The 25,457-nt window shown below is 71.4% G+C and carries 22 protein-coding genes and 2 pseudogenes; 13 read left to right on the top strand and 11 right to left on the bottom strand.

All coding sequences use genetic code 11. The annotated features are described in order from the left end of the window. Window positions 1-5: 5 nt before the first annotated feature. The 3 genes from SLUN_RS34955 to SLUN_RS34945 all read right to left on the bottom strand — a co-directional run bounded on the left by SLUN_RS34955 (window position 6) and on the right by SLUN_RS34945 (window position 1,826). Entirely contained in the window at window positions 6-386 is a 381-nt protein-coding gene (locus tag SLUN_RS34955; RefSeq protein WP_108153921.1) for a hypothetical protein, read from the bottom strand. 147 nt (window positions 387-533) lie between these two features. Next, window positions 534-803, bottom strand: a complete 270-nt coding sequence (locus SLUN_RS34950; RefSeq protein ID WP_108153920.1) for a hypothetical protein — start codon at window positions 801-803, stop codon at window positions 534-536. A gap of 171 nt (window positions 804-974) precedes the next feature. Further along, window positions 975-1,826 (bottom strand): LytR/AlgR family response regulator transcription factor, encoded by an 852-nt coding sequence (locus SLUN_RS34945; RefSeq protein ID WP_108153919.1) that lies wholly within the window; start codon window positions 1,824-1,826, stop codon window positions 975-977. A gap of 215 nt (window positions 1,827-2,041) precedes the next feature. Between SLUN_RS34945 and SLUN_RS34940 the strand changes: the two genes are divergently transcribed. After that, the gene (locus SLUN_RS34940; protein WP_108153918.1) at window positions 2,042-2,710 is read left to right on the top strand and encodes an anti-sigma factor family protein; all 669 of its coding nucleotides are present in this window, start codon (window positions 2,042-2,044) and stop codon (window positions 2,708-2,710) included. 58 nt (window positions 2,711-2,768) lie between these two features. On the opposite strand, the gene SLUN_RS34935 is transcribed toward SLUN_RS34940, so the two are convergent. From SLUN_RS34935 to SLUN_RS34920, 4 genes are all read right to left on the bottom strand, one after another. Beyond that, entirely contained in the window at window positions 2,769-3,629 is an 861-nt protein-coding gene (locus SLUN_RS34935) for an Fpg/Nei family DNA glycosylase (protein WP_108153917.1), read from the bottom strand. A 122-nt stretch (window positions 3,630-3,751) separates the two neighbouring features. After that, window positions 3,752-5,131, bottom strand: coding sequence for a wax ester/triacylglycerol synthase family O-acyltransferase (locus SLUN_RS34930; protein WP_108153916.1), 1,380 nt, complete (start codon window positions 5,129-5,131; stop codon window positions 3,752-3,754). A 102-nt stretch (window positions 5,132-5,233) separates the two neighbouring features. After that, on the bottom strand, window positions 5,234-7,309 hold the full coding sequence (locus SLUN_RS34925) for a SpoIIE family protein phosphatase (protein ID WP_108153915.1): 2,076 nt from the start codon (window positions 7,307-7,309) through the stop codon (window positions 5,234-5,236). A 52-nt stretch (window positions 7,310-7,361) separates the two neighbouring features. Further along, window positions 7,362-8,405 carry a DUF6777 domain-containing protein gene (locus SLUN_RS34920; RefSeq protein ID WP_108155105.1) on the bottom strand — a complete coding sequence of 348 codons (1,044 nt, stop codon included), beginning with the start codon at window positions 8,403-8,405 and terminating at the stop codon, window positions 7,362-7,364. A gap of 142 nt (window positions 8,406-8,547) precedes the next feature. Between SLUN_RS34920 and SLUN_RS34915 the strand changes: the two are divergent. From SLUN_RS34915 to SLUN_RS34905, 3 genes and pseudogenes are all read left to right on the top strand, one after another. Next, window positions 8,548-9,113, top strand: a pseudogene (locus SLUN_RS34915) (YndJ family transporter). Continuing rightward, on the top strand, window positions 9,110-9,640 hold the full coding sequence (locus SLUN_RS34910; protein WP_108153914.1) for a DUF1990 domain-containing protein: 531 nt from the start codon (window positions 9,110-9,112) through the stop codon (window positions 9,638-9,640). Before SLUN_RS34915 ends, SLUN_RS34910 begins: the two are co-directional and overlap by 4 nt. An 11-nt stretch (window positions 9,641-9,651) precedes the next feature. Next, on the top strand, window positions 9,652-11,058 hold the full coding sequence (locus SLUN_RS34905) for a lipase maturation factor family protein (protein WP_108153913.1): 1,407 nt from the start codon (window positions 9,652-9,654) through the stop codon (window positions 11,056-11,058). Window positions 11,059-11,158: 100 nt separating this feature from the next. On the opposite strand, the gene SLUN_RS40190 is transcribed toward SLUN_RS34905, so the two are convergent. Further along, window positions 11,159-11,332, bottom strand: coding sequence for a hypothetical protein (locus SLUN_RS40190; RefSeq protein ID WP_170146635.1), 174 nt, complete (start codon window positions 11,330-11,332; stop codon window positions 11,159-11,161). Window positions 11,333-11,582: 250 nt separating this feature from the next. Here SLUN_RS40190 and SLUN_RS34900 point away from each other — a divergent pair. Then, a pseudogene (locus tag SLUN_RS34900) lies at window positions 11,583-12,419 on the top strand (SDR family oxidoreductase). Here the strand turns inward: SLUN_RS34900 and SLUN_RS34895 are convergent. From SLUN_RS34895 to SLUN_RS34885, 3 genes are all read right to left on the bottom strand, one after another. Beyond that, the gene (locus SLUN_RS34895; RefSeq protein ID WP_108153912.1) at window positions 12,391-13,845 is read right to left on the bottom strand and encodes an SDR family NAD(P)-dependent oxidoreductase; all 1,455 of its coding nucleotides are present in this window, start codon (window positions 13,843-13,845) and stop codon (window positions 12,391-12,393) included. The pseudogene SLUN_RS34900 and the gene SLUN_RS34895 overlap by 29 nt on opposite strands. A gap of 212 nt (window positions 13,846-14,057) precedes the next feature. After that, entirely contained in the window at window positions 14,058-14,786 is a 729-nt protein-coding gene (locus tag SLUN_RS34890; protein ID WP_108153911.1) for an SRPBCC family protein, read from the bottom strand. Between the two features lie 89 nt (window positions 14,787-14,875). Further along, on the bottom strand, window positions 14,876-15,496 hold the full coding sequence (locus tag SLUN_RS34885; RefSeq protein ID WP_108153910.1) for an ArsR/SmtB family transcription factor: 621 nt from the start codon (window positions 15,494-15,496) through the stop codon (window positions 14,876-14,878). 442 nt (window positions 15,497-15,938) lie between these two features. Between SLUN_RS34885 and SLUN_RS34880 the strand changes: the two genes are divergently transcribed. The 8 genes from SLUN_RS34880 (at window position 15,939) to SLUN_RS34845 (ending at window position 25,424) form a co-directional block, all read left to right on the top strand. Beyond that, window positions 15,939-18,092: a hypothetical protein gene (locus SLUN_RS34880; protein ID WP_108153909.1), complete on the top strand. Its 2,154-nt coding sequence runs from the start codon at window positions 15,939-15,941 to the stop codon at window positions 18,090-18,092. A 156-nt stretch (window positions 18,093-18,248) separates the two neighbouring features. Beyond that, window positions 18,249-19,748 carry a GT4 family glycosyltransferase PelF gene (pelF, locus tag SLUN_RS34875; protein ID WP_108153908.1) on the top strand — a complete coding sequence of 500 codons (1,500 nt, stop codon included), beginning with the start codon at window positions 18,249-18,251 and terminating at the stop codon, window positions 19,746-19,748. Then, window positions 19,745-21,106 (top strand): hypothetical protein, encoded by a 1,362-nt coding sequence (locus SLUN_RS34870; RefSeq protein ID WP_108153907.1) that lies wholly within the window; start codon window positions 19,745-19,747, stop codon window positions 21,104-21,106. Before pelF ends, SLUN_RS34870 begins: the two co-directional genes overlap by 4 nt. 41 nt (window positions 21,107-21,147) lie before the next feature. Beyond that, a complete protein-coding gene (locus SLUN_RS34865) occupies window positions 21,148-22,149 on the top strand; it encodes an SDR family NAD(P)-dependent oxidoreductase (protein WP_108153906.1) in 1,002 nt (333 codons plus the stop codon). 123 nt (window positions 22,150-22,272) lie between these two features. Next, entirely contained in the window at window positions 22,273-22,986 is a 714-nt protein-coding gene (locus SLUN_RS34860; RefSeq protein ID WP_108153905.1) for a nucleotidyltransferase family protein, read from the top strand. Window positions 22,987-22,994: 8 nt separating this feature from the next. Beyond that, window positions 22,995-23,891, top strand: a complete 897-nt coding sequence (locus SLUN_RS34855; protein WP_108153904.1) for an NAD-dependent epimerase/dehydratase family protein — start codon at window positions 22,995-22,997, stop codon at window positions 23,889-23,891. Between the two features lie 82 nt (window positions 23,892-23,973). Then, a complete protein-coding gene (locus tag SLUN_RS34850; RefSeq protein ID WP_108153903.1) occupies window positions 23,974-24,633 on the top strand; it encodes a spherulation-specific family 4 protein in 660 nt (219 codons plus the stop codon). Further along, window positions 24,630-25,424, top strand: coding sequence for an endo alpha-1,4 polygalactosaminidase (locus SLUN_RS34845; RefSeq protein ID WP_108153902.1), 795 nt, complete (start codon window positions 24,630-24,632; stop codon window positions 25,422-25,424). Before SLUN_RS34850 ends, SLUN_RS34845 begins: the two co-directional genes overlap by 4 nt. Window positions 25,425-25,457: the final 33 nt, after the last annotated feature.

Genomic DNA, 25,457 nt, shown 5'->3' with positions numbered 1-25,457 from the left:
ACCGTTCAGCGTCCTTCGACGAGCCTGGTGAAGTCCCGCTCGTTGCGCTCCGCCCGGCGTACGTACCAGCGGGCGGTCAGCCACATGACGGGGTAGACCGCCACTCCGAGCGCCGCCCAGACGAAGGGCTCGGGCGAGGAGACATTGCCGTCGAAGGCGGCGGGGAGCGCGAAGAGCAGCGGCAGTGAGCCGACGAGCAGCGCGAGCGTGCCCAGCGCGTAGAGCGCGGCCCGCAGCTGGCTGCGCATCAGGGAGCGTACATAGGTGGCGCCGAGTGTCGTCTGCTCGCTGATCTCGGACCGGGCGGGCGCGTGTCCGGGCGGCCGCCTGGCGCTGCGCGGCACTCCGGTGACGACTTCACGGCGGGGTTGTTGCTCTGCAGACATCGTCGTCCGCTCCAGCGTCTCTCGTCGGACCCTCGGGAGGTGTGGAGTCTACGCAGCAGCGATTACTGACGGTAGAGACCGTGGCCCTTGCCTCGGTGGCCGTCCGCAGAGAAGCCGTGCGTCAGCGGCTCGCGTGTCAGAGGCGCGTCAGGGGCCCGTCCGCTGGGCGCAGTCGCTCAGCGCGATCTCCAGCTCGACGTACGACTCCTCGGCCCTGCGGAACGCGACCTCGAGTGCGGCTTCGGCGCGGGGGCCGGCCAGTCCCTGGGCCGATTCCTGGATCTCGTAGAGCACATCGGCCCAGCGGCCCGCGGCGCTCTTCACCGTCGTGAGGAGCGCCTCGAGGTCACGAGCGCTGGAAACCCGGGTGGCCGGCAGGCTCCGGAGCTCCTCCAGCAGTGCTTCGATATCGGACATCAGGCCCCTTCTCCCCATGCCCGATCAAGGTTAGGCGGCGGGCGGGGGCGGTCACCGCCGATTCCTGTCCTGGCTCTGTCAGCGGATGACGCCCGTCGCCGTACGGCCGTGCCGGGGCGATGAGCGGCTCTCCGCGGCCGTCGAACGGTCGGCCGGGACCGCCGGACCAGCTCAGCCGCGTGCGTGCCGCATCAGCAGATCCCGCAGCTGACGGGCGTGGCGGCGGCTGACCGCGAGCTCGGCGGCACCCACCCGGACGGTGGTCGCCCCGGCGTCCAGGCGCAGTTCGTCGATGCGGGCGAGGGCGACGAGATGGCTGCGGTGTATCCGTACGAAACCGCGGGAGGCCCAGCGCTCCTCGAGAGTGGAGAGCGGGATTCTCACCAGGTGGCTGCCGTCCTTGGTGTGCAGGCGGGCGTAGTCGCCCTGCGCCTCGGCGTAGGCGATGTCGTCGATCGGTACGAACCGTGTGACACCGCCCAGTTCGACCGGGATCTGCTCGGCACCGACGGCATTTGCGGGCGGGGCGCCCGGCGGCGCCACGGCGGGTGCGGTGTGCAGTACGGGGGCGGGCACGGCCGGGCCGGGCACGGCCGAGCCCACGGGCTCGGGCTGCCGCGTCTCGCGCGCCGAGACGACCAGCTCACGGACCCGGCGTACGGCTTCGGCCAGCCTCTCTCTGCGCACCGGCTTGAGTACATAGTCGACGGCCTTGAGGTCGAAGGCCTGGACGGCGAAGCCCTCGTGCGCGGTGACGAAGACGATCAGCGGCGGCCGGGCGAAACCGGCCAGCAGTCTGGCGACGTCGAGTCCGGTGAGTCCGGCCATGTGAATGTCCAGGAAGACGACGTCGATGCCGTCCTCGCCGTCCGGGCCCGCGTCGAGCGCGCGGCTGATGCGGCGCAGCGCCTCGGTGGCGTCCGTGGCCCCTTCCGCGCTCCTGATGCGTGCGTCGGAGCGGAGGAGGTAGAGCAGCTCTTCGAGTGCCGGTTTCTCGTCGTCGACAGCCAGTACGCGCAGCATGCTGCGGAGTGTATGCGCGCCTCGATTCCGGGACTACGGCCCGTCGTCCCCCGGACCGTCGAGAGCGTCGGGCAGCCCCGTCACACACCCGCGCGGGCCGAACCGCCCCAGATGTTGCGCTTGTCGCACCCGAAGTTGAGCACAGTTGTGACCTGAGCCGTATTCCAGGACGACAGACCGCGCGAGCGACGCAAGGGAAACGAATCGAGGACCCCATGAGTGTGCAGCAGCGGCACCGGGACGTGGCCGCCTATGCGCTGGGCGTCCTGGAGCCTGCGGATGCCTTCCGTTTCGAGGAGCATCTGTCCGGATGCGTCGCCTGCGCGGTACGGCTCTCCGACTTCACCGCGGTCGCCACGTCGCTGGCCGAACTCGCCGGACCCGGCCGGATCGACGCCCGTCCCTCCCAGGGGCTGCTGGAGCGGCTGACCGGCGAGGTCGATGCGGTGCGGCGGCACAGCCGCAGGCGCCGGCTGCAACTGGTCGCTGCGGCCGCCGCACTGATCGTGGCGCTGCCCGCCGCCGCGGTGGCGCTCCAGGACGGCAGGAGCGCGGCCGGGCAGCAGATCGTGGCGAAGGACGCCACGACAGGTGTCACCGCGGCCGCCGCGGTGGAGGACCGGACCTGGGGCACATCGGTCGCGCTACGGCTGTCGCGCCTCACCGGACCGCGCACCTGCCGACTGGTCGCCATCGGCAAGGACGGCATTGAACACCCAGTCCTCACCTGGTCGGTGCCGGCCGGCGGCTATGGATTTCCGGGCTCGCCGGGCCATGAGGAGCCGCTGGACATCGAGGGCGGTACGGACCTGCCGAGCGCCGATATCGGCCGCTGGGAGGTCCGCACTCTCGACGGACAGCGTCTGATCTCCCTCACGGGGTAGGGCCCTGTCCTCCGGATCGGGCCGGATGAGTGAGCGGCCCGCCGCGGAGCCGCTGATGCTACTTGAGCAGCCGGGAGAGTCTGCGGTCGGCGAGCGGCTTGCCGCCCGTCTGGCAGGTGGGGCAGTACTGCAGCGAGGAGTCGCTGAAGGAGACCTCGCGGACGGTGTCGCCGCAGACCGGACACGGCTGACCGGTGCGGCCGTGGACGCGCAGCCCGCTCTTCTTCTCTGCCTTGAGTCTGCCCGCCGCCAGTCCGTGCGAGCGCTCGACGGCTTCCCGCAGCGTGGAGCGCAGGGCCTCGTACAGCGCGGTGGTCTCGTTCTCGCTGAGGTTCTGTACGGGCTTGAACGGCGACATCCTGGCGACGTGCAGGATCTCGTCGCTGTAGGCGTTGCCGATGCCGGCGATCAGGCTCTGGTCGCGCAGCGCGCCCTTGATCTGCCGCCGTTCACCGGCGAGCAGCGCGGCGAAGGCGTCGCGGTCGAAGTCGTCGGCGAGCGGATCGGGGCCGAGGCGGGCGATGCCGGGCACCTCGGCCGGGTCGCGTACGAGATGAACGGCGAGGCGCTTGGTGGTGCCCGCCTCGGTGAGGTCGAAGCCGCCGCCCGCGGCCAGGACGGTGCGCAGGGCGAGCGGTCCCTTGCCGGGGCGGGGCGGGGCGGCCGGGAACTCGTCCTTCCACCGCAGCCAGCCCGCCCTGGCGAGATGGGTGACGAGATGGAGTCCGCCCGCGCTGATGTCCAGCCACTTCCCGTGCCGGTCCACGGCGGTGACGGTGGCGCCCTCGACCGCGGTCAGCGGCGGGTCGTACGTCTTGAGGACGCTGATCGCCAGGGGCAGGACGCGGACGATCTCCTGTCCCACCAGATGGCTGTCGAGGAACTCTCTCAGCGCTTCGACTTCGGGCAGCTCCGGCATGCATCCAGGGTGCCGCAACGGCGCGGCGGACGCAGGCTCAAAGCATGCCGGCGCCGATCGCGCCGACGACCCCTTCGGCGGGCAGCTGCTTCAGCGCCGGACAGCCGTGGCGGAATGCGGCCCTACCGGGCGAGGCTGAGGTCGAGGAGTTCGGCGAGCTCCTCCTTGAGGCCGTGCGCGAGCCGGTCCAGATCGGGCACCGCCTTGCCGTCGGCGACCAGGCCCACATGCACCTGACCGCCATAGGTCGACATGGCGATCGCCAGGGACTGCCCGCGGGCCAGCGGCGCCATCGGGTAGACCTCACGCAGCGGGCAGCCGCCGAGCGAGAGGGCCGAGCGCGGCAGCGGCACGCTCGTGACCAGGACGTCGAAGAGGATGCGGGCCGCGCCTTGGGCCAGTGGCGCGCCGAAGCGGTGCGCCAGCGGCGGCAGTTGATCGGCGAGTACGGCCAGCGCCCCGGCGCCGCGCGAGGGCCCCGCGGCCTTGTTGCGGTCCATCGCGATACGTACGGCGTCGAGGCGCGAGCGCGGGTCGGGGTCGGAGACCGGCAGCTGGACCAGGTACGCCGAGAACTTGTTGCCCGAGCCGGACGGGCTGCCGGGCCTGCGCCGGGAGACCGGCACCAGGGCGCGCGGATCGGCGACGGGCAGCCGCTCGCTCCGGTCCCCCATCCACCGCCGCATCGCGCCCGCCACGGTCGCCAGAAGTACGTCGTTGGCGGTGCCTCCCGCCACCTTGCGCACCCGCTGCACATCCTCCAGGTCGAGTACGGCAGTGACGAGCCGTCGGGTGCCGCTGGATCCGGCGGAGAGCGCGGGCATGCCCCGGGGGTCGAACCGGCTGGCCCGCACGACGGACGCCCCGATGTCGACGGCGCGGCCGAGCTCCTCGATACGGTTCCGGGCGAAGCCGGCCACCTTCCCGGGACCGGGGAGCCAGGAGCGGGGCGGAACGGGACGCGCGCGCCGCACGCCGACCCTGCGGGCATCGGCGATCTCGTCGAAGATGCCGGCCCCGATGGCGACCGCGCGCATGCCGTCGGCCAGTGCGTGATGGAGCTTGACCAGCACCGCGAACGGTCCGGCGCCCCCTTCGCCTTCGTCGGCGCCGGTGAGGAGCCACATCTCCCAGGGCGGCAGGCCACGTTCGAGTGGCCGCTCCATCAACTCACCGGCGATGGCGGTGGCCTCGGTGGTGAAGTCGCCGCCGGGGAGCCGGATGTGGTGCACATGCCGCCGTACGTCGAAGTCCTTGGCCACCATCCAGGCGGCTCCGCCGACGGGCAGCAGGACGTCCCGCACCCGCATCCGCAGCCGGGGGATCGCCGCGGCGCGGTCGGCGAGCAGGCCGAGGACGCGGTCGCCGGGCCGTGCCTCGGGAGCGGGCGCGGGAGTGCACGCCGGCGCGAAGAAGGCGAGGGCGCCGAGATGCATCGGGTGACCGGCGGATTCGAGGTGCCAGAACGCCAGGTCGAGAGGTGCGAGAAGCTCGCTGCTCAATGGTTCCTCATGTCCTAGAAGGCCGGGAGTGGGCAGTCAATCGTCTTCGCTCGGTTACGGTCAAGTACGATCAGTTTACGGACAGTTAACAACGGATAGTATTCAGGACTTCGGCCTGTCCGGAATCACGAACTCGCACCAGACACACTTGCCGCTGCCTCTCGACTCCACCCCCCAGGCCTCGGTCAACCGGTCCACCAGGAGCAGCCCGCGGCCTGAGACGCCCGACTCCCCCGCTTCGCGGCGCCGGGGCAGCGCGCTGGAGCGGTCCTCGACCTCCACCCGCAGCCGCCGCTCCGGCCCGGAGAGCACCCGGATGGTCACGATCGCCCCACCGTCGGTGTGCATCAGGGCATTGGTGATCATCTCGTCGGCGGCCAGCTCGATCTCGTCCGCCCGCTCCCGCGCTCCCCAGGCCGCCACCGCCGCCCGGATCATGTGCCGGGCCGAGCGCAGCGCCTCGGGATCGTTCTGTGCGACATGCTGCTGGAGCCGGCCGCCGGTCTGCGGGGTGTACGCGCCCTTGCGGCGCAGGAGCAGTATCGCCACATCGTCGTCGCCGCCCCGCTCGTCGACCACCCTGCACAGCCGGTCGGCGAGCAGCTGCAGATCGCGCGGGCCGCCGTGCACCAGGGAGGTCAGCAGCTGCATCCCGTCGTCCAGGTCGGCGCCCGGCTGCTCGATGAGCCCGTCGGTGTAGAGGACCAGGGTCTGGCCGGGGTCCAGCTCGACGGTACTGACCGGGTATTCGAGCCCGCCGAACTCCGCGGAAAGCCCCAGCGGCAGCCCGCCCTCCACGGGCAGCCGGCGGGTACTGCCGTTCTTGTCCCGGATCAGCGGATCGACATGGCCGGCGCGCACCAGCTGCATCACCCCCGTCGTCAGATCGGCCTCCACGTAGGTGCAGGTCGCGAACCGCTCGGTGTCGAGCTCGTCCAGGAAGACCGAGGCACGCGCCATCACGGTGGCCGGGGTGTGCCCCTCGGCGGCGTACGCCCGCAGCACGATGCGCAGTTGCCCCATCACCGCGGCCGCGTGCGTGTCATGCCCCTGTACGTCGCCGATGACCGCGCCGACCCGGCCGCCGGGCAGCGCGATGATGTCGTACCAGTCGCCGCCGATGTCCCGGCCGAGCCGCGCGGAGCGGTAGCGCACCGCGATCTGCGCGCCGGGCACATCGGGGATCCGGCGCGGCAGCATCGCCTGCTGGAGCCCTTCGGCGAGGTCGTGTTCCTGTTCGTAGAGCACGGCACGCTGCAGGCTCTGCGCGATGCTGCTGCCGAGCGCGACGAGCAGATTGCGCTCCTCGGAGCTGAAGCCGATCCTGTCGCTGTAGAGGAGGCCGAGCGCTCCGATGGGGCGGGCCTGGGCGATGAGCGGCAGATAGACCGCGGACGTGATGCCGAGCTCTTTGATGTTCGGCCACAGAATCGGATAGGAGTCGGCGAAGTCCCGTTCGGACTCGATGAAGCGGGGCGTGAGCGTGCGTACGACCTCGCTCATCGGGTACTCCTCGTCGACCCTGGTGTAGCGGGTCCCCGGCACGAAGGACCCCTCGGGCCCGTCGGCGACCAGATGGATCCGGCCGCCCGACTCCAGCAGCCCCATGACCAGGCTGGTCGCGCCGAAGTGCTCCAGACCGTGCGAGTCCTTGAGCACATCGATGACGTCCTGCACCGTCCTGGCGTGGGCGAGGGCGGCGGTGGTGCTGTCGACGACGCTGGTCTGCCTCCGGCGCTCCGCATCGACTTCGCGGCGGGTCGTGGAGTCGGCGAGCTCCTCGGTGGCGTCGCGGATGATGCCGATGATCCGCAGCGGCCTGCCCGTCTCGTCGCGCCGGACGAAGCCCTGCGTGTGTGTCCAGCGCAGGCTTCCGTCACGGCGGCGGATGCGGAAGTACGCGCCGTAGTGCTCGCTGCCGTTCTTCAGCGCCTGCGCCACCAGGGTGTCCAGCCGGATGGCCTCGTCGTGCGGCACCCGGAAAGCCAGGCTCTCCGGGTGACCGTCGTACTCGCCGGGGCGCAGGTCGAACACCTCGTGACCGGTCCGGTCCAGGTGCATCAGGCCGCTGGCCAGATCCCAGTCGAAACTGCCCATACGGTTGAGGATCAGGCTCAGATCCGGGTGGGCCGGCCAATCATCGGGAAGCGACAGGGCACCCGCTGCCCGATCAACCATGGGGACACTCTGCCATCATTTGTCGGATTCCTCGAGCGCGCGGTGGGCCCGCTCAGCCCTGGAACGTGTCCGGCTCGGCCGGCGGCTCGGAGGGGATGACGAGGTCCGGCTGGGACGGATCGACCCCCTCCTGTGAGGGCACATCCGGGGCGACGGGCGGGGTCTGCACCTCGTCCGGCGTCGCCGGAGGCTCCACGGGCGGCTCGGCCGGCGGATTCACCGGTGGCGAGGTCTGCGTCGGCGTGGGGCTGCTCTGCGTGTCGTCGCTCGGACTTGTCGAGTCGCTCGGCCCCGTCGGGTTGGTGAAGACGTCGTCCGGGTCGATGGGCGGGAGCACCTCGGGCGGCCTGTCCTCCTCGCCATCGGTCCCGGTCCTCCGCTCGATCCAGGCGTTGTCGACGATGTTGACGATCACGATGTTGTTGATGATCGTCGTGGCGGGCTCGACGACGATGACCCGCTCGGGCTGGTAGCCCGGCCACGGCTGCCCCTTGTGGACCACGGCGCCCTTGACGGCGACCGGCGGCTTCAGCGGGTTTCCGCAGGCGCAGCGGACGCGGGGCGCGCCGTTCTGGTCCACCAACACGGCGGTGCCGGCCTGCAGTACGGACTGGTAGCCGATCGCGGAGCCGTTGCGGAAACCGTGGTTGGTCACCCGGGTGTCGGCGCGCACGACGACGGGAGTCAGCCCGCGCAGGAAGCCGGCAACGTCCGCCTGGGAGGTGCCCGCACCCTGGGCGAATGCACGCGCCTTCGCCTGGTCGCCGCTGAGGTAGGAGATCTGCTGCTCCACGTCGCAGCTGCCGATGGACTGCGTGCCGCCGTACAGACCGGGTGTCGAGCCGGACATGGTGCGCAGCGTCAGCTGTGCGCTGGAGGGTCCGCTCGGCGCGCTCGGCCCGGGCGGCGGAGGCGGGACCGTCCCGGTGTTTCTGGCCGTCGAAGCGGTGTACGGGTCCGGGCCCCTTGCCGCGGCGGGCTGGAGGAACACCACCTCCGAGTCCGTCGCCGCCGCATTGCCGCCGCAGCCGGCGACCAGAAGCCCCACGGACAGCGCGGCGACGGCCGCGTAGCAGCGACGAATCTGTGGACGCACGAAGATCTCCCGCCTCTTCACTCCGAGTAGTTCCTCAATTTCTGCCGGACCCCAGCCACCCCCGCGACTTGAACGCGTTCAATTAAGGGTCTAGTCTCGACCGCGAGAAATTGAACACGTTCAAGTCCAGGGGTGGGGTGCGATGTCCGTACTGGTCAGCCTGATCGTGATGCTCGGCATGCTCGTCGTGGTGCCGGCGGGACTCCGTCTCATCGACGCCGCGGAGCTCACGCCCATTCGGCGGACATGGCCCGTGTTCGCCGTCCCCGGAGCCGTCGCTCTCTGGCTGCCGCGCTGGCCACCGCAGCCGCACTCGCGGCCGTCTACGCCCTCGGAACGCTCGCCCTCGCCCTCCACGCACCGCGCCGACTGGCCCGTACGCGCTCGCTCCCACCCGCCGAGAACGACTGGGCCGAGCTGCTCGGGGCACTCGTACTGACCGCGGGCATGTGGACCGTCGCCCTGCTGACCTGGCGCGATGTACGGGCCGGCGAGCGGGACCGGTTCACCCGCGGCCTGCTGGCCGTCTCGGCCGCCGTACTGGTGGCGACGATGCTGCTCGCCCTGAGCTGGGCGCTCGGCGGGGCCACCGGACCGCCCCATCCGAATCTGACCTGGATGGCCGCCACCCACGGCCTCGGCAACGCCCTCGGCTTCGCGCTCTGCTCGGTGCTGGCCTGGCGACGACTCAAGGAGAAGGCCGCATGAACAACGTCCGCAGGATGACCGGCCGCACGCTCAACTACCACGAGGTGGGGGCCACCCGGCTCGGCCCGCTGCCCGACGGATACCACCACCTCCACCACACCGAAAGGATCGGCCGGGGCCGCGCAGACTTCGAAGCGGCCGGAACGGCGGTCACCACCTGGCGCACGCACCGCGAGTCGGGCGCCCGGGTGCGCGCCACCGCGGCGCGGGCCGAGCGCGGCGTCCGGCTCGAGGTCTCGGCCGGCGCCGGACCGCTGCGGGTCAGCGCGCCGTGCGAGGTGATCTGGACGGCGTACGAGAAGGACCGGACCGGCTTCGCCTACGGGACGCTGGCCGGGCACCCGGAGTGCGGTGAGGAGTCGTTCGTCGTCGACATCCGGGACGACGGCTCGGTGTGGTTCACGGTCATGGCGTTCAGCCGTCCGGCGGCCTGGTACACCCGGCTCGCGGGTCCGCTCGTGCCCGCGGCGCAGAAGTGGTACGCCCGGCGGCTCGGTCACACACTGCGGCGGGTCACCACTGGCTGATACTGGAAGCAATGGAGTGGTTCAGCGACGGTGACTACTGGCTCAGCCGGCTGGTCTTCCAGCGGGCTCTGGCCGGTGTGTATCTGATCGCCTTTCTCACCGCCGCCCTGCAGTTCCGGGCGCTGATCGGCGAGCGGGGCATGCTGCCCGTGCCCGCGTACGTACGACGGATACCGCTGCGCCGCGCGCCGAGCCTCTTTCAACTGCACTACTCCGACCGCTACTTCGCACTCTGTGCCTGGACCGGCGCGCTGCTCTCGGCGGCGCTGGTCGCGGGCGCGGCCGACCGGATCCCGCTCTGGGGCGCGATGGCGTGGTGGGCGGCGCTGTGGGTGCTGTATCTGTCGATCGTCAATGTCGGACAGACCTGGTACGGATTCGGCTGGGAGTCACTGCTGCTCGAGACGGGCTTTCTCGCCGTCTTCCTCGGCAATGAGCGCACGGCCCCGCCCGTGCTGGTGCTGTGGCTGCTGCGCTGGGTGCTGTTCCGGGTGGAGTTCGGCGCGGGTCTGATCAAGATCCGCGGCGACGAGTGCTGGCGCAAGCTCACCTGCCTGTACTTCCACCATGAGACCCAGCCCATGCCGGGCCCGCTGAGCTGGTTCTTCCACCACCTGCCGAAACCCCTCCACCGGGTCGAGGTGGCGGCCAACCATGTGACCCAACTCCTGATCCCCGTCCTGCTGTTCACCCCTCAGCCGGTGGCAAGCGCGGCGGCGGGGATGATCGTGCTGACCCAGCTGTGGCTGGTGCTCTCCGGCAACTTCGCCTGGCTGAACTGGATCACCATCACGCTCGCCCTGTCCGCCGTGGACGCCTCGCTGATCGCGGATCCCCCCGCGCTGCCCGCGCCGCCGCTCTGGTACGAGATCGTGGTGATCGCCGTCACCGCCCTGCTGCTGGGCCGCAGTTACCGTCCGGCGCGCAATCTGCTCTCCCGGCGCCAGTCGATGAACCGCTCCTACGACCCGCTCCATCTGGTCAATGCCTACGGCGCGTTCGGCACCGTCGGGCGGGTGCGCCAGGAGCTGGTGGTCGAGGGAACCGAGGAGACGGTGCTCCACCCGGGCACGGTCTGGCGGGAGTACGGGTTCAAGGGCAAGCCCGGTGACGTGCGCAGGATGCCGCGCCAGTTCGCCCCGTACCACCTGCGGCTCGACTGGATGATGTGGTTCGCCGCGCTCTCCCCCGCCTACGCACGCTCCTGGTTCGGGCCCTTCATGGAGCGGCTGCTCGACGGCGACCGGGACACGCTGCGGCTGCTGGCCCACAACCCGTTCCCGGACGCCCCGCCCGCGTATGTCCGCGCCAGGGTGTACCGCTACCGGTACACGACCTGGCGCGAACTGCGGGCCACCGGCGCCTGGTGGCACCGGACCTACGTACGGGAGTTCCTCAGGCCTACCAGGCTATTCTGAACACCCATGCGTGCTCGGGGAGTTGTCGAACCATCCGCGCCCCCGGACCATCCGTACCCCCTGGCGGTGCGGCCAGGGGGTACGGTGCGAAGCGATCCGCTCAGTCGATGCCGGGCAGGATATGCGGCTCGGCGAGGTCGTCCTCGTAGCCGGCCAGCCGGATCGGTGCCGATCGGGCCCAGACTTCCAGGCTGCCGAGTTCGTCGGACCGGCCGGACCGTTCGCCGTCGCGTTCCGGCGGTCGCTGTTCGTGCTTCGTTGATTCTGTTGTCACCGCGCACTCCTCTGTGTCGCGTAACTGGGACAAGGGCAGTTCGGTCGCGGTGGCGCCGTCACTCGGGCGGGACCGCAGCCTGGTTGCAGACTTGTCCCAGGACGGCCAAGGGGTTTCGTGGATCCCTTGGTGGCGTCCAGTCACCCCAGACTAACCAAATGAGCGCGCCCCCGCTCGATGGGGCCTGTAAATCCACTCAATTCCGGCCAACGATCTGTCCCTGTGCGGGGCTTCATGGGATCGTACGCAGATGATTTCCGGTCCCGCACAAGGAAGCCTCGATGGCAGGACGGCCCTGGTGACCGGCGGGTCCCGGGGTATTGGACGCTCGATAGCGGGCGCTCTGGCCCGGGCCGGGGCCCATGTGGTGATCACCGCGAGGGATCCGGAGGGGGTGCGCGCTGCCGTCGCCGAGCTGCGCGCCACGGGTGCGCGGGCGGTCGGCTGCCCCGGCAGCGTCGCCGACCCGGACCACCTTCAGGAGTGCGTGGCGCTCGCCGTGAGCGAGTCCGGCCGGCTCGACATCCTGGTCAACAACGCTGCCACCAACGCGCCTTACGGTCCGCTGATGGAAGCCGATCCGGACGAGTGGCGGCAGGCGTTCGCGGTAAATGTGGAGGCTGCGCTGCGGCTGGTGCAGCTCGCCTGGCGGGCCTGGATGCGCGAACACGGCGGCACGGTGGTCAACATCTGCACCGAGGGCACTCACGGGGTGGGGCCGCGGGTCGGCGCGTACGGCACGAGCAAGGCGGCACTGGGACACCTCACACGTCAGCTCGCCGGCGAACTGGCCCCGGGCGTACGGGTGAACGCGGTCTCACCTGGGCTTGTCCGCACCGAGATGGCGCCCTTCGTCTGAGAGGGCGCCGAGCAGCGGATCGCCGACGGTCTGCCGCTGGGCCGTATGGGTGAGCCGGCCGATGTGGCACGGGCGGTGCTGTGGCTGGTCTCCGACGCGGCCGAATGGGTGACCGGGGCCGATCTGCTCGTGGACGGCGGTACGAGGGTGCGCGCGGCTGCGGGCACCGGCTCGTACGCCGTCCACGAGCAGCTGCGGGCTACCAGTTCGCCGGAGCGTAGTCCTTGAGGAAGACGCCGTAGAGGTCGTCGCCGTCCTCGCCGCGCACGATCGGGTCATAGACGCGGGCGGCGCCGTCGATCAGGTCGAGCGGGGCGTGGAAGCCCTCGTCGGCGAGGCGCATCTTGTCGGGGTGCGGGCGCTCGTCGGTGATCCAGCCGGTGTCGACCGCGGTCATCAGGATGCCGTCGGACTCGAACATCTCCTGGGCGCTGGTGCGGGTGAGCATGTTCAGCGCGGCCTTGGCCATGTTGGTGTGCGGGTGGCCCGCGCCCTTGTAGCCGCGGCTGAAGACGCCCTCCATGGCGGAGACGTTCACCACGTAGGTGCGCTTGCCGACGGCGGCGGCCATCGCCGGGCGGAGCCGGCTGATCAGGATGAACGGGGCGGTGGAGTTGCAGAGCTGGACCTCGAGCAGCTCGACCGGGCCGACCTCGGAGACCGTCTGGACCCAGCTGTTGGTGTCGTGCAGGTCGGGGACCAGGCCGCCGGCGTCGATGGCGGTGCCCGCCTCGATCCGGGCGAGCGAGGCGGAGCCGGTGACCAGCGCGAGATCGGTGACGTCCTGTGCGCTCAGGCCCTCGCCGCCGCCGACGGGCAGCGCGGCCTGGGCGCCGCTGCCGAACGCGCCGATCACATGGGAGCTGGGCAGCTCGCCCGCGGGCAGCGGCGCGGACTCGGCGGCGAGGAGTTCGCTGTAGGCCTGCGGGGAGCGGCGTACCGTCTGCGCGGCGTTGTTGATCAGGATGTCGAGCGGGCCCTCGGCGGCCACCGAGTCGGCGAGCGCGACGACCTGTGCCGGGTCGCGCAGATCGATGCCGACGATCTTGAGGCGGTGGATCCAGTCGTCGCTGTCCGACATCGCCTTGAAGCGGCGGATCGCGTCGCTGGGGAAGCGGGTGGTGATGGTGGTGTGGGCGCCGTCACGCAGCAGCCGCAGCGCGATGTACATGCCGATCTTGGCCCGGCCGCCGGTGAGGAGGGCGCGCTTGCCGGTGAGGTCGGTGCGGGCATCGCGGCGGGCGCGGTTCTCGGCCGCGCACTTCTGGCACAGCTGGTGGTAGAAGGCGTCGACCTCGACATAGCGGGTCTTGCAGATATAGCAGGACCGGGGGCGCTGGAGTATGCCCGCGATCTCGCCGGTGACCGACGAGGAGGGCAGCAGCCCCTCGGTCTCGTCGTCGATCCGCTCGGCGGAGCCGGTCGCGGTGGCCTCGGTGACCGACTTGTCGTGGGCGGTCTTGGCGGCGCGGCGCTCCTGGCGGCGGCGCTGCTTCACGGTCCGGTAGATACCGGCGGTGGCGCGCCGTACCGCGATCGCGTGGGGGTGGTCGACGTCCAGCTTGTCGAGCTCGTCGAGCACGCTCAGGCAGACGGCCAACCGCTCCGGGTCGATGCCCCGGCCGTACACCGGGCTGTCCTCTGTCACCGTCATCGCTTGTGCCGTTCCTCGATCACTCGTACGACGTAGTCCCACGCCACGTTCCAAAAGCGCAACTTTACGCAGTGATGGGGCGCGGACAAAATGCCGGAACCCGCACCGGGACGGGACACGGGGAAGAGCCCGGTTCACGGCATGGCTCGCGGCATGGCGAGGGGCCCGGCCCGGGTGGGGTGCTTACCCGGCCGGGCCCCTTCTCCCCCCGCCTACGCGAAGAGGCCGGTGAGCCAGGTCCGCCAGGCGTCCTCGGTCTTCCGGGCGTCGGCCCCGCCCGCGAAGTCGTGCACGCTGACTCCGACCGGCGCACCGAAATGGTTACGGCCGAAGACGCGGTACATCGCCTCGTCGGTGCGCAGACCGACGAAGTACGCGTTGCGGTAGTCGAGGACCGCGTCGACGGGACCGGTGCCGGGCACCTCGACCCGTACGGTCGTACCCTCCTTCGCGTCGTCCGCCAGTCCGAGCCCCCGGCTGACGACCTCGAGCCCGTCAGGGGCATTGGAGGCGCCGGGCGCGTCGAGAGTCGCGAAGGTGGCGGCGCGGCCGGTGAAGTACGTGAGGTACTGCCGCAGGGTGTGCAGATAGAAGTCGGTGTGCTTGTTGGCACCGTCGTACTGGTTGTCCCAGTCCTCGACCAGGATGCCGCTGTGCACATAGCGCACCCAGGAGCCGCCGCCCTCGCGCGGCTCGATGAGGTGGTCGAGCTGGTTGAAGGTCTGCTGGGAGACGCCCTCCGCGTCCTCGGTGCGGCCGGTCAGACGCCGCGGCGGGTCCCATGCGGCGACCGTGCCGCCGAAGGGCGCGGCGCCGCCCTCCCTCGGCTCGTACTCCATGGGCCACAGCCAGCCGGCCGTGCCGGTGGTGATCGCGTCCCACACCTCCTCGGGACTGGCGTCGACCTCGAATTCGCGGACGATCTCGAACTCCTTGGACATGATGACTCCTGGTACTCAGGCGCTCCTGGGCGCATGGAAGTAGTGATGGGCCCCGCGGGCGGTCGGGTGGTCGGCGGCGACGAGCCTCCTCATGACGGCTCCTCGATGGCCCTGGTGGCGTGGGGGTCCGGTTTGACCGTGGGGTGGAGCGCGACGACGATGCGGTGGTCGCGGCCGCCCTCGGCGCTCTCGTCGTGGTACTTGGCGATCAGCGCACCGACGCCCTGTGTCAGCTCCTCGACGAACGCGGCCCGGTCGGCGGCGGAGGCGAAGCGCACCTCGCCGTCGAGCGCATAGGTCGCGAGCCGCTTACGGGCCTTCGTGGCTCCCGTGATCAGGGTGCCGACATCCCGTACGAGACGCGCTGCGACGGCGAGCATCCAGCGCGCCGAGAGCTGGTCACGGAAGCGGGCCGGGTCGGGCTGCACCGCGGCCAGGGCGAGCGGGGAGATCACATACGAGGCGGCGGTGGCCCGCATCAGCCGCTCGGTGACATTCCCCTTTCTCCGCTCGCCGGCCAGCTCGACCAGGCCGTGCCGCTCCAGGGCCTTGAGGTGGTAGTTCACCTTCTGGCGGGGCAGCCCGACCCGGCCGGCGAGCATGGCCGCCGAAGCGGGCCCGGTGGCGAGCTCGGCGAGCAGCCGGGAACGCATGGGGTCCAGCGAGACGGCGGCAGCCGCCGAGTCCTCGATCACGGTCACGTCCAACATGGCTCCACGCTCTCACCGACAACTATTTTTGTCCAGACCGAATCTCTTGTCGGTTGTGCCGGTCTCCGAGTGATCGCCCCTTGGCTGAATCCGGCGAGTCGCGTTCCCGGACCTTGTTCGGTCCAGACCCCTGAAGGTCATCCGTGGACCGGCAATCGCTTTCGGCCGTCCCCACCTGGATGACCGGGCCCGGGCCGGGGGCGGACAACCGCTTCGCAGTGGCCCAGAAGGCCGCAATCCGCCCATCGCCCCCGCAGCAGCAACGCAGCCACTTTGCGCCAGGTTTCACAATGCCCACACAGTTCCCCCAAACCGCGCCCCACTATGTGATCCAACAGAGAGCGGGACACGCGGGGCGTCGAGACGCGCACCGTCCACCGCTGGGGGGCCAGGGCATGCCGGACCGACGTCCGGCATGCCCTTCCGGGGAGGAACAGACACCATGAGGCGCACCGTCCACACGGCTGCCTTGTCCACTGCGAGTGCACTCTTGCTGGCGCTCGCCGCACCGGCCGCCGGAGCCGTCGCGGCACCGTCACCACGTATCGATCTGAAAGTGCTGGTGGTGGACGACGGGGGGCCCGCCACCGCGGCCATCGCCGCCGAACTCGACGGTTCGGGAACGCCGTACACCCTGCTCGATCTCACCCGGACGAACCGGCCTGTGATCGACGCGGGCTTCCTGTCCGACACCGTGGACGGGCGTCAACGCGCCAAGTTCCAGGCAGTGGTGCTGCCCAACGACAGCCCGGCCGGCGTGGCCGCCGCTGAGCTCGCGGCCCTGGTCTCGTACGAGAAGACCTTCGCGATCCCGCAGGTCGACGCGTACACCTACGCACGCCCCGAGGTCGGTCTGGACCACCCGGTCAACGGCGGCTACAGCGGCTCGCTGGACGGTGCGCAGGCAGGGGTGACGGCCGCGGGCAAGGCCGGTCCCTTCGGCTATCTCGACGGAGCCGTGCCCTTCGAGGACAACTCCCCCGCTGTGGGCGAGAGTTACGCCCACGTCGCCAAGCCCGCCGCCGGCGCGGACTTCACCAGCTACGTCGACGCACCGCTGCCCGGCTCGCAGGAGCGCGGGTCGATCGTCGGTGAGTACCGGCACGACGGCCGTCGCGAACTGGTCGTCACCTTCGTCTACAACCAGTACCAGCAGCAGTTCCGGCTGCTCGCCCGCGGCATCGTGAACTGGCTGACCCAGGGCGTCCGGATCGGCGCGGCCCGCAACTACTTCGCCGTCCACGTGGACGACGTCTTCGGCGCCGACGACCGCTGGGACACCGTGCTCAACTGCACCCCGGGCGACGTGGACTGCCCACCGGGACAGGGCGAGCCGGACCCGATCCGGATGACGCCCGCGGACGCGCGGTACGCGGCCCAGTGGTCCGCCGCCAAGCGCTTCACCCTCGACATGGTCTTCAACGGCGGCGGCAGCGAACTGTTCAAGGAGGAGAACGGCGGCAGCGACCCGCTCGCGCAGCAGCTGATCGCCGACAAGAACGCCTACCGCTGGGTGAACCACACCTACAACCACCCCTTCCTCGGCTGCGTCCAGAACGTCACCGTAGTCCCCTGGGTGTGCGCCGAGAACGCCGACGGCAGTACGCGGTACGTCACCAGGGCCGAGATCTCCGGGCAGATCGCGGACAACCGCGGCTGGGGCCTGCGCGCCGGACTCCCGCTGCAGAACGACGAGTTGGTCACGGGTGAGCACTCCGGGCTGAAGATCCTGCCTCAGCAGCCCGACGACAACCCGAACCTCGGGCCCGCCCTCGCCGACAACTCCGTCACCTGGCTCGGCTCCGACAACTCCCGCGACCGCGCCCAGCGCCGGGTCGGCCCCGCCCTCACGGTGCCCCGCTACCCGATGAACGTCTTCTACAACGCGGGCCGCACGACCGAGATGATCGACGAGTACAACTGGATCTACACCCGGGCGGCCGACGGCGGCAGCGGCATCTGTGAGACCGCGGCCAACTCCACCTGCCTGGAGGAACCGCTCGACACGGTCACCGGGTACACGGACTACGTGGTGCCGCTGGAGGCCCGCATCGGTCTCGGCCATGTCCTGGCCAACGACCCCCGGCCGCACTACGTCCACCAGTCCAACCTCGCCGAGGACCGCATCGTCTACCCGGTGCTGAACCGCATCCTCGACGGTTACACCGCGCTGTACGCGGACAACACCCCGCTGGTCAGTCTGCGCCAGCGCGACATCGGGGCGGAGCTGCGCCACCGCGCCGCCTGGAACACCGCCGTCAAGGCGGGGCACGTGAGCGCGTACCGCATCGGCGACGACGTCACCGTCCAGGCGCCCAGCGGGGTCAGGGTCACCGCCACCATGCCGGCCGGCACCCGGCAGAGCCTGTTCCTCGGCGACGCCGCCTTCGGCAGCCCGTACGCCGGTTCGGCCTCCGGCTGGGTCGCGCCCGGACTGCTCCAGGACCGGGTCACGCTCTCCCTGCCGGCCGCCTCGGTGCCCGCCGGAGCCCGCACCGGCAAGGCGGCGAAGGCCCCACAGGTCTCGCCCGCCGCACCACGGCTGCCGCTGCCGTCGGGCGTGCTCCGCCACGTTCCGTACGGCGTGACGGGCTGACGACCCCTACCCGAGGCCACCCACCGGTACGCACCCACTCCACGCGGTCCCGGGGCCGGCCGAGCCCTGCCCCGGCACCGCACGCTCGACGCGCCCTGCCCGCCCGACGGGCGAGGCGCCCCCTTCCCTTACCCGCACCCAGGGGAGCAGTTCCACATGGCCGAGTCCCTTCGCGCGCCGCGGTCCGGCGCGCCCATGGTCACCCTCCTCACCGAAGGCACCTATCCGCACAGCCACGGCGGCGTGAGCGTCTGGTGCGATCAACTCGTCGGCGGAATGCCCGACTTCGACTTCCAGGTCATCGCGGTGACCGGCACCGGACGGGAATCCCTCGCCTGGGAGCTGCCCGCCCATGTCTCACCGCCCGTCTCCGTCCCCATGTGGGGTCCCGACCCGACCGGGGCCGCGCCGCGCGGCCGTCGGCTGCGGCGGCTGATGGCCGCCTACGAGAGGTTCCTGACCTCGCTGCTCGACCCGGCGGCGGAGGCGCACTTCGGGCCCGCGCTGTACGAGCTGGCCCACTTGGCCCGTGACGGCGTACTCGCACCGGCGCTGCGCACCGACCGGGCCGTCCGCACCCTGGTGGGCGTCTGGAACCGGCGCGATCTGCCGGTGTACGCGGCCCGGCCCACCCTGCACGACGCGCTGACCGCCACCGACCTGCTGGAGCACGCGCTGCGGCCACTGGCAGCGGCGCCGCCCGAGCACGGCGTCGCGCACGCGGTCAGCGGGGGCATCGCGGCGCTGCCCGGTCTGGCGGCCCGGCAGCTGCACGGCGTACCGCTGTTGCTCACCGAGCACGGGGTCTATCTGCGCGAGCGCTATCTCGGCTACCGCACCGGCCCCTACCGCTGGCCGGTGAAGGCGCTGCTGCTCGGCTTCTTCCGGCTGCTCGCCGAGGAGACGTACCGCGTGGCCTCGCTGGTGACGCCGGGCAATCGCTACAACCGGCTGTGGGAGGAGCGCGGCGGGGCAGACCCGCGGCTCATCCGCACGGTCTACAACGGCGTCGATCCGGCGGCGTTCCCGCCCGCGGGACCCGAGCCCGGTGCGCCCACGCTCAGCTGGGCGGGCCGCGTCGACCCGATCAAGGATCTTCAGACGCTGATCCGCGCCTTCGCGCTCGTACGGAAGGAGATACCCGGGGCGCGGCTGCGGCTCTTCGGCGGCACGCCGCGCGGCGGCGAGGCGTACCGCGAGCGCTGCGAGAAGCTCGCCGCCGAGCTCGGACACGGCGATGCCGTCACCTTCGAGGGACGCGTGGACGACATACGGGACGCGTACGCGGCCGGCAACGTGGTGATGCTCTCCAGCATCAGCGAGGGCTTCCCGTTCACGCTGATCGAGGCCATGTCCTGCGGCCGGGCCACCGTCTCCACCGATGTCGGCGGTGTGCGCGAGGCCGTCGGCGACAGTGGGCTCGTCGTGCCGCCTCGGGAGCCGGAGGCGATGGCCCGTGCGGCGCTGGAGCTGCTGCGCGATCCCGCGCGCAGGGCGGCGATGGGCGATGCGGCGCGGCTGCGGGTGATCGAGCAGTTCACACTCCGGCAGACGGTCGACACCTTCCGCTCCATCTATCTCGAACTCGCCCTGGGGGCAGCCGAGTCGGCGGCCGGTACCTGGGCGACCGAGCAGCCCGCGGGGGTTCTCGCATGAGCGGCCCGCTGCGCCTGGTGCCCGGCGAGGGCGACACGTTGCCCGTCATACCCAGACCGCGGTCCCGGACCCGCGCCCGGCCCAGCTGGGCGGAGGACCCGATCGACGAGCTGGCCGAGCGGCTGGTCGAGCAGGTCGCGGTCGCCGTCCATCCGTACGAGGTGGCCGCGCTCCTGGAGTCCGATGGCCTGACTGGTGATCAGATCACCGAACGCTACGCGCGTCCTGATCTGTTCACGCTCGCCGAGGACCTCTACGCACGGGTCCCCCGCCACTACCCGGAGCCGCCGCCCGCACCCGACCCCTGGCGGCCCGACCATCTGCGCTGCGCACTGCGCGGTCTGGTCTTCGCGCTGCCCGGACTGGCGTACGTCCTGGGTGCCGGGCTCTGGCACGGCACGGCGGACGTCTCCGGGCTCATCGCCTCGGCGCTCGCCGCCTGGGCGTGGAACCAGGCGCTCAGCCACCGGGCGTATCTGCGGCTGGCGGCCGGGGGGCGGGCCGCCGCCGGACGCACCCTGCGGATCGGCGGCCCGCTCGGTGCGCTCGGGGCCGCCGCCACGGGCCTGCTCGTCTCCGGGCCCGGTACCGGCGCGGCGTTCGCCGCCGGGCAGTCCTGCTATCTCGCCGCGGCGAGCGTCCTGCTCGTCCTCGGCCGTGAACGGGCCCTGCTGCTCACCCTGCTGCCCGTCGCCGCGGGTGCGGGAGCCACCTTCCTGTGGCGGCTCCCGGCGGCACTCGCGCTGGGACTGCTGCTGGCGACGGTGCTTCTCGCGGTCGCCGCCGCCGGGCACGCCACTCGGGACGCGCTGCGGTCCGCGCCCACGGCCGCCGGAGCCACGCCCAAGCTGCTGCGCTCGCTGCCGTACGGGCTGTTCGGGCTGGCCGCCGGCGTGCTCGCGGCGCTGGCCGGTGCCGATGATCCGCGCTCGGTCGTCGTACTCACCCTGAGCATGGGCTTCGCCGAGTGGCTGCTGTACCGCTTCCGCTCGCTCGCCGTCGCAGGGCTGCGCGAGAGCACCACCTCACGCGGCTTCACCCTGCGCGCGGGCCGGGCTCTGGCGCTCTGCCTCGGCGCGTATCTGGCGCTGCTGGCGCTGGGCGCGCTGGCTGCGGGTACCGGTCCCGCGCCTCTGCTCGGCCTGGGGGCCGTGCTCTGGACGGCGCTGCTGCTCCAGGCGTTCTCGGTGGCCTGGATGCCGGCCGCCGTATGTCTCGTCGCCGCGGCGGCGGAGGCCGTCGCCCCGTCGGCCGGGCTGCCACCGGGCCCCACCCAGTTGATCTTTCGTATCGCAGCGGCGGCCGTTCTGGTCGGCGGGGCCTGCCGGCTGCTCGGCCGGCCCACCGCACACCGCTGACCCCTTCCACAACCGAACCACCGACAAAAGGAGCAGCTTTCGTGACATCGAACGCACTCGTCGCCGTCACCGGAGCCGAGGGCTTCATCGGATCCCATCTCACCGAGACGCTCGTCGCCTCCGGCTTCCGGGTCCGCGCCATGGCCCAGTACAACTCCTTCTCCTCCTACGGATGGCTGGAGACCCTCTCCCCCGACGTCCTCGACCAGGTCGAGATCGTCCTCGGGGACATCCGCGACCCGGGCTCCGTCCATCAGCTCGCCGAGGGCGCCGAGGCCGTCTACCACCTCGCCGCGCTCATCGCGATCCCGTACTCCTACCAGGCTCCGCACAGTTACGTGGACACCAATGTCACGGGCACGCTCAATGTGCTGGAAGTGGTGCGCAGACTGGGGATCCCGCGCCTGGTGCACACCTCGACCAGCGAGACGTACGGCACCGCGCAGACCGTGCCGATCACCGAGGACCACCCCATCAACACCCAGTCCCCGTACGCCGCTTCGAAGGCGGGCGGGGACCGGCTGGCGGACAGCTACCACGCCAGCTTCGGCACTCCGGTGGTCACGCTGCGCCCGTTCAACACCTTCGGGCCGCGCCAGTCGATGCGCGCGGTCATCCCGACCGTCATCGGCCAGGTCGCGGCCGGAGAGCGGGTCATCACCCTCGGGGACCTGCGCCCCACCCGCGACTTCCTGTACGTGAAGGACACCGCGCGCGCCTTTCTCACCGTCGGCACGGCGCCGGCCGAAGCCGTCGTCGGCCGCACCTTCAACGCCGGGACCGGCGGCGAGATCTCGGTGGGTGAACTCACCCGGCTCATCGGCAAGTTGATGGACACCGACCTCGACGTACGCGAGGACGAGGAGCGCATCCGGCCGGCGGGCTCCGAAGTGATGCGGCTGGTGGCGGACGCCACCCGGCTGCGTACGGCCACCGGCTGGCAGCCCGAGTACGAACTCGCGGACGGGCTCGCGCACACCATCGACTTCTTCCGCGACCCGGCGAACCTCGCCCGCTTCAAGACCGGCATCTACAACATCTGACCGCGCTCGTCCGAGCACGTCCGACTGCCACCACCGACTGCCACCACCGGCTGGCACAACCGACTGTCACGTCCGGCCGCGATCGACCGACCGCGACCGCAAGCGACTCACAGGGGAGTCTCCATGCATGCAGTGATCCTCGCAGGAGGCAAGGGCGTCCGGCTGCGGCCGTACACGACCGCCTTGCCGAAGCCTCTGGTGCCGATCGGCGACCAGCACGCGATCCTCGAGATAGTGCTGCGCCAGCTGGCCCAGTCCGGGTTCACCAGCTGCACCATCGCCATCGGCCACCTCGGACACATCATCCGCGCGTACGTCGGCAACGGCTCTCAGTGGGGCCTGCGCGTCGGCTACTCCACCGAGGAGAGCCCGCTCGGCACCATGGGCCCGCTCCTGACGATGATGGACCGGCTGCCCGACGAGTTCCTCGTCATGAACGGTGACATCCTCACCGACCTCGACTACGGGGACGTCGTCCGGCAGCACCGCGAGTCCGACGCACCGCTCACCGTCGCCACCTACGCCCGCAAGGTCGCCATCGACTTCGGCGTACTCACCACCGAGCTGGGCAAGGTCGTCGGCTTCGCCGAGAAGCCGAGCATGGACTACCGCGTCTCGATGGGCGTGTACGGACTCACCCGGGACACCCTCGCGGGCTACACGCCCGGTCTGCCGCTGGGCTTCGACGAGCTCGTACTGGACCTGCTCAAGGCCCAGAACCCGCCGCACGCCTACGACTTCGACGGCTACTGGCTCGACATCGGCCGGCCCGACGACTACGACCGGGCGAACGCGGAGTTCACCACCCACCGCGGCCTCCTCCTCAAGGGAGCGTGAGGGTTCCCGTGCGCATCCTCCTCCTGGGCTCCACCGGATTCCTGGGCGGGCACACCGCCGAGCTGCTGCGCGCCCTGCCGGGCGTGCGGCTGCTCGTCGGCGGGCGGTCGGCGGCCTCCGATGTGCCGCTCGACCTCACGGCCGGTCCCGGCGTCCTCGCGGACGCGCTGCACGCGGCCGCGCCCTCCGTCGTCGTCAACTGCGCGGGCCTGGTGGCCGGCAGCGCCGTACACCTCACCGATGTCAACGCACGCGGTCCGGCGGCGCTGTGCGAGGCGCTGCGGGACGCCGCGCCCGCCGCCCGGCTGGTCCATCTCGGATCCGCCGCGGAGTACGGACCGACCGCACCCGGCGAGCCGGTCACCGAATCGGCAGCCACCCGGCCGCTGAGTCCGTACGGGGCCACCAAGCTCGCCGGGACGGTCGCCGTGACGTCCTCGGGACTCGACGCGGTCGTACTCCGGGTCTTCAACCCCGTCGGTCCGGGCGCGCCCCCCGCGGGCCTTGCGGGCCGGCTCGCCACGGAGCTGGTGCGGGCAGGCGACGAAGGCGTCGTCCGGGTCGGCGACCTGTCCGCGCACCGTGACTTCGTCGATGTACGGGACGTGGCGGCCGCGGCCGTCCGCGCGGCGACCACGCAGGGACCGCTGCCGCCGGTGCTCAACATCGGCAGCGGCAGCGCGACCGCCGCTCGGGAACTGGCCGCGTCCCTGGTGCGGGTGGCCGGATTCCGCGGCCACCTCGAGGAGACGGGCGACGGCTCGGCCCGCTCGACGGCCGTCTCCTGGCAGTGCGCGGACATCGCGGCGGCGCGCGCCGCCCTGGACTGGCACCCGGAGCACACCTTGACCGACTCGCTCACGGACCTGTGGGAGTCCCGGACCCCGTCCCGGGCGGCGCGATGATCCGCCTCGTCCTGAAGATCCGCCCCGGACCGGAGCATTGTCGCCTCCGGGACAACTGTCGTGTCCCGGAGGGCTGTCGCGGATGACGCTCCTCGTGCCGATGTACGTCCACCCCGCCGTCAACCCCGATGCCTGGCAGGCGCTCGTCGTCTCCGCGCCCCTCCTCTACGGCGTCGTGCTCAATATCGACGACGGGCCCGGCACCGCCCCCGACCCCGCGTTCGCCGACGTGGTACGCGCGCTGCGGGCGGCGGATGTCCGGGTGCTGGGGTACGCGGACACCGACTACGGGCGCCGGCCGGCCCGGCTGGTCGCCCAGGACTTCGAGCGGTACCGCGACTGGTACGGCACGGACGGGTTCTTCCTCGATCAGGTCGCCCCGGACGCGGCCGGGCTGCGTCACTACCGGCGGCTGACCCGGGCCGCCCGCGCCCGGGGCGGGCGGACCCTGGCGCTCAATCCGGGCGTCCACCCCGCTCCCGGCTATGCCACCCTCGCCGATCTGCTGGTCACCTTCGAGGGCGACTGGGACACCTACCGGGCCGCGCCCGCCGCCCCCTCCTGGACCGCCGGACACCCGCCGACGCGCTTCTGCCATCTGGTGCACGGCGTTCCGAGGGGGCTCTGCGGGCTCGCGGCCCGGACCGCCGAACTCCGCCGCGCCGCAGTCCACTGCGCCGTCCCCGGCCATGGCCCCAACCCCTGGTCCGCCCTGCCGCCCGCTCTCCGGAAGGCCTCATGAACCGCACGCCACGCCTGCGGACCCTGTTCCTGGCCCTCGCTCTCCTCCTGCTGGCCGCCTGCTCGGCGCCGACGCCGGAACCCACGCCTGAGCCACGGTGGCTGCCGCGGCCCGGGACCGCGTGGCAGTGGCAGCTCGACGGCCGGATCGACGACCGCGTCGACGTACCGGTCTATGACATCGACGGCTTCGAGAACGACGCGGCCACCGTCCGCCGGCTCCACCGCAGCGGCCGCAAGGTCATCTGCTACATCAACGCGGGTGCGTGGGAGTCCTTCCGCCCCGACCACAGGAAGTTCCCCGCCGCAGTCCTGGGCGGCGAGAACGGATGGGCGGGCGAGCGCTGGCTGGACATCCGCCGTCTCGACATCCTGCGCCCGCTGATGGCGAAGCGCATCGACATCTGCCGGGCGCGCGGCTTCGACGCGGTGGAGCCGGATCTGCTGGACGCCTATCTCAACGAGACCGGCTTTCCGCTGACCGCGGCACACCAGCTCGCGTACAACCGCATGATCGCGCGCCTCGCGCACGACCGCGGCCTGTCGGTGGGGCTGAAGAACGATCTCCCTCAAGTGCCGCAGCTGGTGGGGGACTTCGACTTCGCCGTGAACGAGGAGTGCGCACAGTACGGCGACTGCGCGGCGCTGACGCCCTTCGTCGAGGCCGGCAAGGCGGTCTTCCATGTCGAGTACGCGCTGCCGGTCGACACGTTCTGCAAGCGGGCACGGCAGTTGGGGTTCAGCTCCATGCGCAAGAAGCTCGATCTGGGGGTGTGGCGCCAGCCCTGCTGAGCCGCCCGGCCTGAGGGTCCTACGCGCGGTCCA

The sequence above is a fragment of the Streptomyces lunaelactis genome, assembly GCF_003054555.1.
Taxonomy (GTDB): Bacteria; Actinomycetota; Actinomycetes; order Streptomycetales; family Streptomycetaceae; genus Streptomyces; species Streptomyces lunaelactis.
Note: the sequence above shows the minus strand (reverse complement) of the source record. Positions and strands in the feature narration are given on the sequence as shown.